Below are 12,486 nucleotides of genomic sequence, written 5' to 3'. Positions count from 1 at the left end.
GAGGGAACCATGGCATTTGAAACACGGGAAGAGGGTACTTATACAGTGGTCCTGGTGGATGAGAGCCGGTTGGATGCTTCGATTGCAGAGTCATTCAAAGTGTTCCTGTTTGACCAGATTGATTCGGGGAAGAACAAGATAGTGGTAGACCTGTCCCAGATTCGTTTCATGGACAGTAGTGGTCTTGGTGCTCTTGTTGCCGGACTGAAGAAAACGTCCGGTTCAGGCTTATTCTCTCTGGCTTCAGCCCAGCCTGCGGTTAAAGACCTGTTCGATCTGACGTCTATGGATAAACTGTTCTCATTGCATGATAGTGTTGCGGATGCTGTCCAGGGGGACTGAGTATGACGGATTCCAACCAGTTACTGAGATTACAGATCGATAGCCAGCTTTCTAATACGACTCTGGTGGCAATGGCTGTAAGAGGCGTGTGTGCTATGACGACGCTGTCACCGGTAGAAATTAACCGGCTGGAGTTGTGTCTGGTCGAGATTGTCAATAATGCCATTGAACACGCCTACGGCAATGAGGCAGGGCATCCTGTGGAGATTTGCATAGGGTTAGACAAAAACAGTATGAACATATCGGTCAGTGATTGGGGGTCTTCTATTCCCAGTGATGTTATCGATAGTCAGGAACCTGAAGAGATTAACCCGGATCACCCTGAAGCCTGGCTGTGCAGCGGCCGGGGACTGCATATCGTTAACAAGCTTATGGATGATGTTTCCTATGAGACCGATGAGGGCAAAAACAGCTTTATTATGAGTAAAGCCCTCAGGTACTAACCGCTCCCCGTTGCACTGCGTCATAGTAATGAAAACGCCGATAGCCCCGCTGAAGTGATAGTGCATTAAGATTTAAACGTCAGCAGACGTTGTAAAAGGGCATTACGAATCAGTAGAATGCCCTTTTTATTATTGTGCTGGCTGGCGCCATTGCTTTGGGAAAGGTATGAGTTCTAAACGATCTGTCGGTGTACTTCTGTTCGATGACTTTGAAGTACTGGATGTATTTGGTCCACTGGAAATGTATGGAATGTCCGCGGAAGCGTTCGATATTTTTCTGGTAGCGGAAAAAGCAGGGGCTGTCGCCAGTCGACAAGGACCGAAATCGGTTGTAGATCATAAGACAGGTGACGGTCATCAATACGACATCCTGTTTGTACCCGGTGGAACCGGTACTCGCCGTGAGGTCAACAATACCCGACTACTGGACTGGATTGCCACTCAATCTCAACAAGCTGAACTGGTGACTTCAGTCTGCACCGGCAGCGCCCTGCTGGCAAAGGCTGGTGTGCTGGATGGAGTACAGGCGACCACCAACAAAATGGCCTATGAATGGGCTACCGCACAGGGGCAGAAGGTTGACTGGGTTAAACAGGCACGCTGGGTTGAAGACGGCAAGTTCTTCACCTCGTCGGGTGTTTCTGCCGGTATGGACATGTCTCTGGCTATTATCAGCAGACTGTTGGGAGAAGCCGAGGCAGAGAAAACGGCACAATGGGCGGAATATGAATGGCACCGAGATGCCGGGCATGACCCTTTTGCCGCTGTCCATGGCTTAATCTGAGTGATGCCTGTAAGGTATGACTCAACCACTATTTACTTTACCGAGCTGTAATTTATGGCATTGAAAGCCACTATCTTCAAAGCGGAACTGCAAATTGCTGACCTTGACCGCCACTATTATCAGACACACAACCTGACCATCGCCCGTCACCCTTCCGAGACCGATGAACGTATGATGGTTCGCCTGCTGGCTTTTGCCCTGCAGGCTGATGAACATCTGTCGTTTACTAAAGGGCTCAGCAGCGAGGACGAGCCTGATATCTGGTTAAAAAACTACAGCGAAGAGATTGAACTCTGGATTGACCTTGGGCAACCCGATGAAAAGCGTCTTCGCAAAGCCTGTGGCCGGGCCCGGAACGTGGTGCTCTATAACTACGGTGGCAACACCAGTGACATGTGGTGGCAGGTTAACAGCGGTAAGTTCAGCCGGTTTGAAAATTTGCGTATTTTCAACCTGAGTCAGGAGCAGACTCAGCAGCTGGCAGAGTTCTCCCAGCGATCCATGCGGCTGAATATGACCATTCAGGAAGGGCATGTTCTGTTAAGTGACGGTGAACGCAGTCTTGACCTGGTGCTTGAGCAGCGCCTGTAGCTGCCTTTAGCCTGATTAAAGGTTATTGCGCAGCCCCATGGCCTCGGGATGCGGCTCCAGATAGTACTGATTCTGTATATACTCGCTGCCGTGGACCTCGACAAAGTGTTTTAACACGGTTAATGGCACAATCAGCGGGATCGTGCCAATTCGGTAGTTTTCGATCTGTTTCAGCAGTTGCTGTTTGTCAGCACTGCTGATGGATTTCTTCAGATAGCCGAGAATGTGCAGAAGCACATTGGTATGGGACTTTCGGTTCGCCTTCTTTTTCATCAACGTCATGAACTGTTCGAAATAGCCTTCAGCCATTTTCTCAAGAGGAATATTTTTACCTTTCGCGACCAGATGACCCAGATCCGAATAGGCCTGCTGGTCATGAGCCATTAACTGGTATTTGTAGCGAGCGTGAAAATCACCGATCTTCTTATAAGTCAGGCCTGTCAGGACATCCTCATGCCAGTGGTGATAAGCCACTACACGGTTGATAAAGTTTTCCCGTAAAACCGGGTCGTGTAAGCGACCTTCCTCTTCTACGGGCAGTAAAGGCCTGGCTTCCATCAGCGCTCTTGCATACATTCCCGGCTCACTTCTGCCCAGCGGGGAACCGTTCTCGTGGTAGACCTTAACCCGCTCCATACCGCAACTAGGTGATTTCTGCATAAGAATGTAGCCGCTGATGCCATCAAGCTCAGCCGCTTTCTGTTTGCCATAGTCATAGAGCTGATCTGTAACGTCTAAGGTGGGATCGTCGGTGCCCTTGACGCGATACTGGTGCATATCACCGACCAGACGGATGGGCTTTCTGGGAATAGACAGGCCAATGCCGACTTCCGGACATACGGTTACAAAATTAAAATACTGAGACAAAAGTTTGGTGCAGTAGGATGATTTTTTATGGTCGCCGTTGTAACGGACTTTTTCTCCCATCAGACAGGCGCTGATGCCAAGACTTATCTCTTTTTTATATTCCGGGAGTGAGACGATAGCCATCAAGGGTTCCTCCAGTGTCAAACATCACTTTTCAGTCTACTCGACCCTGGAGGTATTGAGAAATAAACAGGGAAATGAATATTGATTGTGCGCCTGCAGGCAGACGCACTCGCTTTAGAAACAGTTGGTAGGTCGTGGCAGGCCAGCAATCAAGGCAGCCAGTTTTGCGGGGCTTTCAGGAAACAGCTGCATCAGGTAAAGGCTGTTTCCTTTTTCTTTACCAAGGTGCGTAGCAATGTATTTTACAAAGGGACGCTGGCTGGGGGCGTGCTGGAATTCGGCATAGAACTGGCGCAGCAGGTGGATAATCTGCCAGTGTTCATCCGTCAGAGTAATATTGTGGTTGGCTGCCAGCTGCCGGGCAACGGTTTCGTTCCAGTGGGTAAGGTCGGCCAGATAGCCGTCTTTATCAAGAATCAGGTCAGTCATTCGCGAAAAGTTTCAGGGTTAGTGCCAGCTCAGGACTTTATCGTGAGCTTCAGTCAGTTCAACAAATCCGTCATAGTCTACCGCAGTAATGTTCAGGTCGTTGCGGTTAGTGATTCCCCTGGCCAGAATATCGGCTTCCAGAACGTAGACCGGAATATCCAGAATTACCTCTTCCAGAACATCACTGGCTTCGAACAGCGCGTATACCGCATCTTCAATCAGCAGAATGGCATCGTCTAATAATAAAGAGCGCAGGCATAACTCCAGGGCCTGACCGGTTTTGTTAACAGTATGCAGGGTAGACATCAGAAATTTAACACCTTGTCATGTTGGGCGATAAAAGGCGCCAGCGCACCTTCTTCCAGTAAGGTAAAACCCTCAACCAGCTGGTCTTCCGTCAGGTTGCGTTCCTGTAACGACTCAGCGTCAACAAAGATGGTTTCTATACCGTACATGGGCAAGGCTTTCAGCATTGCTGTCAGACTCTTTCGGGATAGCTGCTCAGGTAACTGGTTATCGAGCAGCTGATAGACACCATCACCCATAAGCAGCAGGGAAGTATCGAGATCGTAAGAGGCTGATACCAGTGCTGAGTCCAGGGCTTCACGGGCATTTTGCCCATGGTATGGCGTGCGGGTAGAGATAATGCAAACAGATGGATTCATGGTTCACCTTAACTGCCAAAGGTTACAAAACGGTCGGCTTCCAGACCTGCATCAATTAACTGACCAAGGCCGGACAACTGGTGGACATCAGACAAGTTGTGAGCAGGGCGCTCATAGCGCTCGGCTTCGCTGGCATCAATAATGCCTCTGCGCAGGGCGGCTGCTATACAAACAACACTGTCGAGCTGGTTCTCCTGAATAAAGGTTTCCCATTCCGCCGGTAGATGCTGCTCATCCTGTGGCGGAGAGGCCAGTGTTGTTGCCGTGTGAACACCATCCTGATAAAAGAACAGTCGATGAATGGAATGCCCTTTGGCGATCGCAGCTTTGGCAAACTGCAAGGCGGTGTGTCCGGCCTGGCTCGTGGCTGGGGCTCCGTATATTGCCAGAGCGTATTTCATAGTAGAGTTCCTGAAGAACTTTGTGCATAAAAAAAGCCCTGTCGTAGACAGGGCCAGCGGAATAACTTAAAAATCCGATCAGTCGTCTGCAACACCCAGCAGGTGCAACAGGGCGGTGAACAGATTATAGATATTCAGGTACAGGGAAACCGTTGCCCGAATATAGTTGGTTTCACCACCATGAATGATACGGCTGGTATCAAACAGAATAAGACCTGACATCAGCACGACAATACCGGCAGACAACGCCAGTTGGCCACCGGGAATGCTGAAGAACATCATGGCGATGCTGGCTACCAGGGCAACCACCAGGCCAACCATCAGGAAGCCACCCATGAAAGAGAAATCTTTACGGGTTGTCAGTACATAAGCCGACAGCGAAAAGAAAACAATGGCTGTGCCACCCAGAGCCTGCATAACCAGTGAAGAGCCATTACTCAGGGCCAGGTAGAAGTTGAGAAGTGGGCCAAGGGCAGCCCCCATAACGCCAGTGAAAGCGAAAATGGCGACGATACCCTTGGAAGATTCTGCGGTTTTATTAACCACGAACAGCAGTCCAAAGCCAACCAGCGTTAACACCAGGGAGGTCATGTGGCCAATATTCATGGCCATGGCGACAGTGGCTGTGACGGCGCTGAACAGCAGCGTCATGCCCAGCAACATATAAGTATTACGAAGGACTTTATTGATTTCGATACCCGTACCCGGCTGGGCGACGGCTGAGGCGAGGGTAACTGGCTTGCGTTCCATATCATTATTCTCCGGATTGGGGATATAAAGGAGTATACCAAAGCCTGAGACCGGTGCTATAGCTTTGAAACTGTGATGTTTTGTAAACTTGTGACCGGTTAATCATCATTCATCGGCCTGCAATTATTCCTTTCCAGTCTGGGCGTTAATATATTCTTTGATATCAAAGGTTTGACAGCAAAAGGATTTAAGGTAATATTGCCTTCGTTGCTGCGGAGGGATGGCTGAGCGGTTGAAAGCACCGGTCTTGAAAACCGGCGTAGGTTAATAGCCTACCCAGGGTTCGAATCCCTGTCCCTCCGCCATATTTTACAAGCAGCATGCAAAACAATACGGTTTCCTTTACAGTATTGTTCTCTGCGGAGGGATGGCTGAGCGGTTGAAAGCACTGGTCTTGAAAACCAGCGTGGGTTAATAGCCCACCCAGGGTTCGAATCCCTGTCCCTCCGCCACTTAACTTATCTAAAGTCTCAGTAATGTTGTTGATTTCAACAGCGTTATTCCCTGCGGAGGGATGACTGAGTGGTTGAAAGTACCGGTCTTGAAAACCGGCGTAGGTTAATAGCCTACCCAGGGTTCGAATCCCTGTCCCTCCGCCATATTTAAGATTAAAGCCTCGTGTTCTCACGGGGCTTTTTTCGTAATATATCCCTGAAATTCAGCAACTTAGGTCAGAATTAGTCCGTATGTCATTTTTTGACTAATTCAGACAGACTCCGACAGTGCCTCTATATTCCCCGTTTGTGCTTTCTCTTCTCTGAAAAAAGGCCCACTTTTGCGTTTTTTGGGGGCGTTTTGTTTGTTCAATAAAATCAGTTGGTTAGGTGGGTATATAAACGACATTGGTAAGCATTCGGTGAACCCATCTGAAGCATGACTATTTGACCATGTTCAACTATATTTCCTGAATGCTTTCTTCAGTTCTTTCCACTACCACTGAAGCTGATATCGTGAAAACACCTTTTGCTTATGCGCGAGTAACGCTAAGCAAAATGGAGTACATAGAGCTCAAAGCGCAAGCGAATCAGTGGCACAGCCAATGGCTGCGCGCCCGTCAACGGGAGCGGGAGGCGCTTGCCCAAATTGCACAGATTAAGGTCAAACATCAAGAAGAAATCAGTGCTTTTCAGGTGCAAATTGACCAACTAAAAAACCAATTAGCGCAAATGCAGCATTTGGTGTTCGGACGCTCTACAGAAAAGACATCAAAAAAATCAGGCAATCAGCAAGAAGGTTCGGGCTCCGGGCAGAAATCTGACCGCAAGAAAGGACAGCAAAAAGGCTCAAAAGGACATGGTCGAAAGAACGTCACTACCTTGCCCGTGATTCCTGAAGACCTCGTGATACCTGATGATGAGCAACATTGCACTCATTGTGGTCTTCCTTTTAGTCCATTCCCCGGCACGGAAGATAGCGATGTTATCGAAGTAGAAGTTCAGGCTCATGTCCGTCGTTACCGCCGACATCGCTACCAGAAAACCTGTCAGTGTTCACAAACCCCGGGGATTATTACAGCGCCTGAACCGGCGAAACTCATTCGTAAAGGCAAACTGGGCGTCTCTGTATGGGTCGAAATCCTGCTGCACAAATACGCTTTCGGCATTCCCATTAACCGACAGCTGCAAGATTTTCGGATGCGTGGACTTGATCTCTCTCAGGGCACCGTGACAGGCGGGCTACAAACCATTAAACCGCTGTTTGAGCCCATAGTAGAGTCTATCAGGGAGCGCGTTATAGCGGGTCAGCAGTGGCATGCCGATGAAACTCGCTGGATGGTATGGTCTGATGACCAGGGTGCCAAAAAACACTGGTTATGGGTGTTTATGGTGCAGGAAGCCGTCTATTACAGCGTGGACGACAACCGTTCAGCCCGGGTTCCCAAAGAGCTTCTGGGTAAAAGCAATGGTATTCTGGTTTGTGATCGTTACTGCGCCTATAAAAGTCTCGCCAATGAAAATCCAGATATGTTTTTAGCTTTCTGCTGGAGCCATGTGCGCAGAGATTTTATCAATGCCCAGAAAGGCAATGATGAACTGGAAAAGTGGAGTGCCACTTGGGTAAACCGTATTGGCAAGCTTTACCATTTAAATGACCAGCGTCTGGAACATCAGAGGCAACCTGAACAGTTTTTCAAATACGACAAAGTTCTCAAAGAATATCTCGGCCAGTTAAAAGAGTGGCGGGATAAAGAGCTGGAGCGTCCAAAGCTTAAGGAACGTTGTCAAAAAGTCCTTACCAGCCTGAAGAATCACTGGGAAGGGCTAACTCTGTTTGCGGACTACCCAGAAGTCCCTATGGATAACAATGCTGCTGAGCGATCCCTGAGAAACCCCATTGTCGGGCGCAAGAATTATTACGGTGCAGGCAGTGACTGGAGCGGAGAGTTAATGGCCTGGCTGTTTTCAGTGTTTATGACGCTGAATCTTTGGGGTATAAATCCCTGGGCATGGATGACAAAGTACCTGCAAACCTGTGCAGACAATGGTCGTGTAGCACCTGATGATTTGTCTCAATGGCTGCCTTGGCTAATGACGGATGCACGCCTTAAGGAGCTTAGGAATCACAGCCCGCCTTGTGAAAATGGCTTAGTAACACCCCTTTCCTAAAATCAGACAAGTGCTTCCTGGAATCGTACACAGGAGAGGGGTGTTATGGGTTTACCGAATGCTTACCGACATTGGGTATGTGTGTTTTTATATATACACCGCCTGCCGGTGGGTAGGGTGGGCGATTGCAATAAAAAGGGGGCTTTTTGTGACCTTGGTCAATTCAGTCCATCACTGTCATAAACGACAATTGGTGTTTTATTTTGCGGGTTGCTTTCTGGCATGGAACACGGCAAAGTCTGCTCATGGATTTTGGCGTTTGAGTAGCAGTCCTGCTCTCAAAAGCATTGCCAAATAGATATTTCAGGAATCTGGGACTGCCCGAACTGGCAGCAAGATGAATATAAAGTAGATTTGAACCGCGATGATACGTGATCCGTACGGCTCGTGGTGTGGGAGGAGCAGAGTCGTGAGGTTCTGCCCTATCCCGATTAAATAATTTTTGAGGGAAGAAAATGGCTAGGAATTATTGGGGCTATCGAATAAACAAAAATAAAATTAACTTTTTCCGCTCGGAATTGGAGCAAGGCCGCTTGCGTCAAGGCTGGGGATGGGATGAAAAACAATGCCTGACTACCTTGATTATGGATAGTGGTGCAAAGCGTAACCTACCGATTTTCAACAAAGTGAAAAAAGGTGACATATTACTAATTCCTCGTTTACCGACTTTTAATGAAGTCGCTGTTGTTGAAGCAACAGAAGACTTTAATACAGGCTACAGGTTTGAAATTGACTCTGACCTTGGTGATTATGGCCATATCTTTCCTGCGAAGTTAATTAAGCAATTTGTCAGAAAAAATGAATCTGTATCTGGCGACATTCGTTCGACGCTAAAGAATGTATCGAGATTTTGGAACTTAGGTCATTGCGCAGATGCTATTGAGCGGTTAATTCAGAAAGAAGACAAAGAATTGAGAAGTAAAATTAGTTTTACGGACAGGTTTTATAATATACTATACGACAGTCTAAACCTTAGTTTTGACGCAGAAAAATTTTCAAATGATTTATACAATCGTTTAAATGAGAACCTATCAAATGAAGAATGGGAGTATGCTCTAGTTGAAGGTTTAAAAAAGATTTATCCATCGCCAATAGTAGTTGAACGAACTGGTGGTATCTTGGAAAAACAACATGGTACAGACATTATAATTAAGTTTCCGGGATTGTCAGATTACCAGTATGCAATAGCTATACAGGTTAAAGACTATTCTGGGTATATGTCCGGATATGCTGTTAAGCAAATATCGAAGGCAGATCAATATTGGAAAAATGAAGGCTTAGTTCTAATTGACAAGTATGTGATCGTTACTAAGTGTGAGAAGGAAAAAAATGCAGAGATCGCAAGCTTAGATGACTCTGTGAAAATCATATTTGCTAATGAGCTGAAAGAGCTTCTTATGAAAATGGGTATTAGTGAGACAGGTTTTGCTCTCGACACCAACAACTAACAAGTGACTATGGTATCAACTACTCATTAAACAGCTTTTTTGGGGTTCCAATGAACCCCGTCTCTCACCATGGAGTTCATAATAACAACCATCTTTCTTACACAGGCAATGAGGGCTGTTTTCTTTGCTTTACCGCTACTCAATAATCGCTCACAGGTCGATTCAAAAACACAATTACACTGGATTGCAGGCATCATTACCATCACTCCCCCAAAGCCCGAAAAAGAACAGCCTCCTGCAGCTCCCACTCGTCAGGCAATTCCACTTGTCTAATGTCTTTGACTGAGCGCAACCGGTCTGAACCTTTCCCCGTCAAAATAATCTCCTGTATTCCCGGTGCCAGTGAATACAGGGACATGATGAAATACGGGTAGTTTTTGTTTTTGATCCCTTCCTTTTCTGCTATTTCCTTTACCGTTCGAAATTTGCCCTTATCCAGCCATTCATGCCATTGATGCGAGCGCACCAATAGTTCACGCAAGGGTGATGGCGGTGCTGCTTTCGAGGGGGCCACCAGTGGCTGGCCATCTGGCGTCAGGATGTGTGTTCGCCCACCCCGTCGAGAGAAGCGAATGGGTAAAACGACTTTCAGTAGCCGCTTTTCAGAGTCATAACTCAGTTTCCGCTGGCCATTACTTTTCAATGTCATCGGTTACCCTCCTGGCTTAATTCCATAGCCGCCTCAAGAACGCCTTCACTGTGTAATTCCATTTCCAACGATTGTTCTGTGACTACAATTCGTTCAACCATTAGCCGGATCAATCGCGCCTGTTCTTCAGGAAACAGCTCAGGCCATATTTCTCCTAAACTGGCCAGTCCTGATGTCACTTGTTGCTCGTCGATGGCTGTATCTGAATCCTGAATCAGCTGCTAAGTTTGATAGCGTATTTCCGGAGTGATGATCAGCTCCTGTAGCGTTTCAGTGACAATAGTCTCAATCGTTTCTGCCGGTATTGGAGGGATGGTTAGTTGGCTGTAGCCTTCCTTGATCGCTTTATTGCTAACGTAGTATCGGTGCAGTTTGCCCCGCTTGCGGGTGTGGGTGGCAACGAGTGCTATACCTTGCTCATCTTGCAGCACCCCTTTCAACATGGCGGCACCATTTTTCCATTCTTGCTCACGTCGACGTTGAGCCGCTCCCTGGCTTAATGCTGTATATACTTTCTGCCATAAGTGGTTAGAAATAATGGCGGGGTGTTCGCCCAGGAACCATTGGCCCTTGTGCCCGGTTTCACCAAGGTAGGTTCGGTTGTGTAAAAGCTTGTAGAGATAGGTGGTCGTAAATTTTTGCCCGCCTCTTTGCTGCCCATCCCGATTGTTCATGATGCGTGTGCGATGGCCTTCATCGTTGAGCCGATGGATGGTTTTCAGGGCACTGCCGGTTTCCAGAAAATAGGAAAAGGCTTTTTCTACGATGGCTGTTTCATCAGGATGGACTTTGAGTTTTTGCTGGTGGGCGAGGTAGCCAAGAGGCGGTACATCGCCCATCCATTTGCCTTTCTGTTTCGACATGGCCACCTTGTCACGGATTCGTTCCCCTGTCATTTCCCTTTCAAACTGAGCAAAGGACAACAGGATATTCAGGGTCAACCGGCCCATGCTGCTGGTGGTATTGAACTGTTGCGTAACGGCTACAAAGCTTACCTGGTGGCTGTCGAAGAATTCGACCAGTCTGGCGAAGTCGGTCAGCGAGCGGGTCAGGCGGTCAATTTTGTAGACCACCACCGTATCCACTTTGTTGCTTTCGATGTCCTTCATTAATCGTTGCAACCCCGGGCGATCCATGTTGCCACCAGAGCAACCGCCATCATCATAATGGTCATCCACCGGCAACCATCCCTCATGCTGCTGGGAATGGATATACGCCATGGCGGCTTCCCGCTGTGCATGCAGGGAGTTGAATTCTTGCTCCAGACCTTCCCGGGAAGACTTGCGGGTGTAAATTGCACATCGTTGCACCGGAGTTGATTCCCTGGCCATATCATTGCCCCCGCAGGTTAAAGAACAAAGGCCCTGACCAGTGACTGCCGGTGATTAAGCGGGCAATCTTGCTGAGACTCCGGTAAACCTGCCCCCGATATTCGAAACCTTCCTTAAGCACCAGCACTTCATGACATTCCCCATCGTATTCACGCTGGATACGAGTCCCTGCCGGGGGGCGAACGATGCGACTGTTTTTTATCTTGCCGTGCTTCCCCGCATGATGTTTTAACTGTTCCAGCTGCATTTTTGCCTTATCGGACAGCCCGCCTAACTCCAGCTCCTGTATCCGCCAAATTAATCGTTGCCGCAAAATACGGATGTGAAGGTGGGGTGCTTTCACTCCGAACACTTCTACCCAGTAGTTTTGTAAAGCGGTTTTATCCATGGACTTTAAGGCCGCAACCCTGGCAGCCAATGAGCGACTCTGTGTCATTGATACTCTCCTGCTCTGTACACGACATTTTTCATGAAGCCTTACTCAGCCAAGGCCTGAAGAAGAGCGATAATATCTTTATAAACTCATCAACCCATGTCTCGATATGATCAAAGATTCGCTGGAGGTGATCCAAGCCTGCCCGGAAAAGGGTCTGTGCTTTTCTTCCGTGTGTTTTGATCCTGACGGGGTGTTCTTCATTGACATATTCGCCTGTTTTGTAACTCCAACAAAACGCCAGAGCCAGCACCGACAACAGTTTTGATAGCTTATCTCTGTCTCTCAGGTGCGTTTCTTCCATGTTGAAGCCGCAACCCTTCAGAGCCTGAAACATGGTTTCGATCTGCCATCTTTGCAAATAGTCGGCAATGGCTGCTGAAGGGTTCGCGTTGCAAATGACAGCCATCAACTCTTCTCCCTTTCTGGAACCAGAAAGATAAACCATCTGACCCCAGACTTTGCGGGGCTTTTGTATCGCCATACTTTCACCAATACCCAATGAAAATATTCTGCGAACCGGAAGTTCCCGGTTCTGATGTTTATTGGGAACAAGCGTGTTTACCGGTATACGGATACAGAAAGGCCAGTTATGGGAAATCAGGTATTTTATCCATCGGCTCC

Annotated in this window: 17 protein-coding genes, 3 tRNA genes and 1 pseudogene; 9 read left to right on the top strand and 12 right to left on the bottom strand. The window is 47.9% G+C overall.

The window, feature by feature from the left end; translation table 11 throughout:
* The first annotated feature begins 9 nt into the window (after positions 1-9).
* From NX720_RS25005 to NX720_RS24990, 4 genes are all read left to right on the top strand, one after another.
* Positions 10-342 (top strand): STAS domain-containing protein, encoded by a 333-nt coding sequence (locus tag NX720_RS25005; RefSeq protein WP_262598318.1) that lies wholly within the window; start codon positions 10-12, stop codon positions 340-342.
* A gap of 2 nt (positions 343-344) precedes the next feature.
* Positions 345-785: an ATP-binding protein gene (locus tag NX720_RS25000; RefSeq protein WP_262598316.1), complete on the top strand. Its 441-nt coding sequence runs from the start codon at positions 345-347 to the stop codon at positions 783-785.
* 166 nt (positions 786-951) lie between these two features.
* Positions 952-1,569 carry a DJ-1/PfpI family protein gene (locus tag NX720_RS24995; RefSeq protein WP_262598313.1) on the top strand — a complete coding sequence of 206 codons (618 nt, stop codon included), beginning with the start codon at positions 952-954 and terminating at the stop codon, positions 1,567-1,569.
* Between the two features lie 54 nt (positions 1,570-1,623).
* Positions 1,624-2,160, top strand: a complete 537-nt coding sequence (locus tag NX720_RS24990; protein ID WP_262598311.1) for a YaeQ family protein — start codon at positions 1,624-1,626, stop codon at positions 2,158-2,160.
* A 15-nt stretch (positions 2,161-2,175) separates the two neighbouring features.
* Here the strand turns inward: NX720_RS24990 and NX720_RS24985 are convergent, their stop codons facing one another.
* The 6 genes from NX720_RS24985 to NX720_RS24960 all read right to left on the bottom strand — a co-directional run bounded on the left by NX720_RS24985 (position 2,176) and on the right by NX720_RS24960 (position 5,395).
* Positions 2,176-3,150: a YbgA family protein gene (locus NX720_RS24985; protein ID WP_262598309.1), complete on the bottom strand. Its 975-nt coding sequence runs from the start codon at positions 3,148-3,150 to the stop codon at positions 2,176-2,178.
* Between the two features lie 114 nt (positions 3,151-3,264).
* A complete protein-coding gene (locus tag NX720_RS24980) occupies positions 3,265-3,579 on the bottom strand; it encodes a TusE/DsrC/DsvC family sulfur relay protein (protein ID WP_262598307.1) in 315 nt (104 codons plus the stop codon).
* A gap of 18 nt (positions 3,580-3,597) precedes the next feature.
* Positions 3,598-3,885, bottom strand: a complete 288-nt coding sequence (tusB, locus tag NX720_RS24975) for a sulfurtransferase complex subunit TusB (protein WP_262598305.1) — start codon at positions 3,883-3,885, stop codon at positions 3,598-3,600.
* On the bottom strand, positions 3,885-4,244 hold the full coding sequence (gene tusC, locus NX720_RS24970; RefSeq protein WP_262598304.1) for a sulfurtransferase complex subunit TusC: 360 nt from the start codon (positions 4,242-4,244) through the stop codon (positions 3,885-3,887). The genes tusB and tusC overlap by 1 nt, the downstream gene beginning before the upstream one ends.
* Before the next feature lie 8 nt (positions 4,245-4,252).
* Positions 4,253-4,645, bottom strand: a complete 393-nt coding sequence (gene tusD / locus NX720_RS24965; protein WP_262598302.1) for a sulfurtransferase complex subunit TusD — start codon at positions 4,643-4,645, stop codon at positions 4,253-4,255.
* 78 nt (positions 4,646-4,723) lie between these two features.
* Positions 4,724-5,395: a Bax inhibitor-1/YccA family protein gene (locus NX720_RS24960; protein WP_262598301.1), complete on the bottom strand. Its 672-nt coding sequence runs from the start codon at positions 5,393-5,395 to the stop codon at positions 4,724-4,726.
* A gap of 214 nt (positions 5,396-5,609) precedes the next feature.
* On the opposite strand from NX720_RS24960, the gene NX720_RS24955 reads away from it, so the two are divergent.
* The 5 genes from NX720_RS24955 to NX720_RS24935 all read left to right on the top strand — a co-directional run bounded on the left by NX720_RS24955 (position 5,610) and on the right by NX720_RS24935 (position 9,449).
* Positions 5,610-5,700: transfer RNA gene (locus tag NX720_RS24955), tRNA-Ser, on the top strand.
* 56 nt (positions 5,701-5,756) lie between these two features.
* Positions 5,757-5,847, top strand: a tRNA-Ser gene (locus tag NX720_RS24950).
* 56 nt (positions 5,848-5,903) lie between these two features.
* A tRNA-Ser gene (locus NX720_RS24945) sits at positions 5,904-5,994 on the top strand.
* Positions 5,995-6,345: 351 nt separating this feature from the next.
* Positions 6,346-8,001 carry an IS66 family transposase gene (tnpC, locus tag NX720_RS24940; RefSeq protein WP_262596420.1) on the top strand — a complete coding sequence of 552 codons (1,656 nt, stop codon included), beginning with the start codon at positions 6,346-6,348 and terminating at the stop codon, positions 7,999-8,001.
* 455 nt (positions 8,002-8,456) lie between these two features.
* Complete coding sequence (locus NX720_RS24935) at positions 8,457-9,449, top strand: hypothetical protein (protein ID WP_262598299.1); 993 nt, start codon at positions 8,457-8,459, stop codon at positions 9,447-9,449.
* 26 nt (positions 9,450-9,475) lie between these two features.
* On the opposite strand, the pseudogene NX720_RS24930 reads toward NX720_RS24935, so the two are convergent.
* From NX720_RS24930 to NX720_RS24905, 6 genes and pseudogenes are all read right to left on the bottom strand, one after another.
* Positions 9,476-9,652: pseudogene (locus NX720_RS24930) on the bottom strand (IS110 family transposase); the annotation flags it as partial.
* The gene (locus NX720_RS24925) at positions 9,652-10,098 is read right to left on the bottom strand and encodes a hypothetical protein (protein WP_262598298.1); all 447 of its coding nucleotides are present in this window, start codon (positions 10,096-10,098) and stop codon (positions 9,652-9,654) included. The pseudogene NX720_RS24930 and the gene NX720_RS24925, both read right to left, overlap by 1 nt.
* A complete protein-coding gene (locus NX720_RS24920) occupies positions 10,095-10,277 on the bottom strand; it encodes a hypothetical protein (protein ID WP_262598297.1) in 183 nt (60 codons plus the stop codon). The genes NX720_RS24925 and NX720_RS24920 overlap by 4 nt, the downstream gene beginning before the upstream one ends.
* A gap of 42 nt (positions 10,278-10,319) precedes the next feature.
* Positions 10,320-11,429 carry a recombinase family protein gene (locus NX720_RS24915; protein WP_262598296.1) on the bottom strand — a complete coding sequence of 370 codons (1,110 nt, stop codon included), beginning with the start codon at positions 11,427-11,429 and terminating at the stop codon, positions 10,320-10,322.
* 1 nt (position 11,430) lies between these two features.
* Complete coding sequence (locus NX720_RS24910; protein ID WP_262598295.1) at positions 11,431-11,865, bottom strand: DUF2924 domain-containing protein; 435 nt, start codon at positions 11,863-11,865, stop codon at positions 11,431-11,433.
* 31 nt (positions 11,866-11,896) lie between these two features.
* Positions 11,897-12,475, bottom strand: a complete 579-nt coding sequence (locus NX720_RS24905) for a hypothetical protein (RefSeq protein WP_262601660.1) — start codon at positions 12,473-12,475, stop codon at positions 11,897-11,899.
* Positions 12,476-12,486: the final 11 nt, after the last annotated feature.

Source organism: Endozoicomonas euniceicola (genome assembly GCF_025562755.1).
GTDB lineage: Bacteria > Pseudomonadota > Gammaproteobacteria > Pseudomonadales > Endozoicomonadaceae > Endozoicomonas_A > Endozoicomonas_A euniceicola.
The sequence above is the reverse complement of the archived record's forward strand: the minus strand, read 5'-3'. Positions and strand labels throughout refer to the sequence as shown.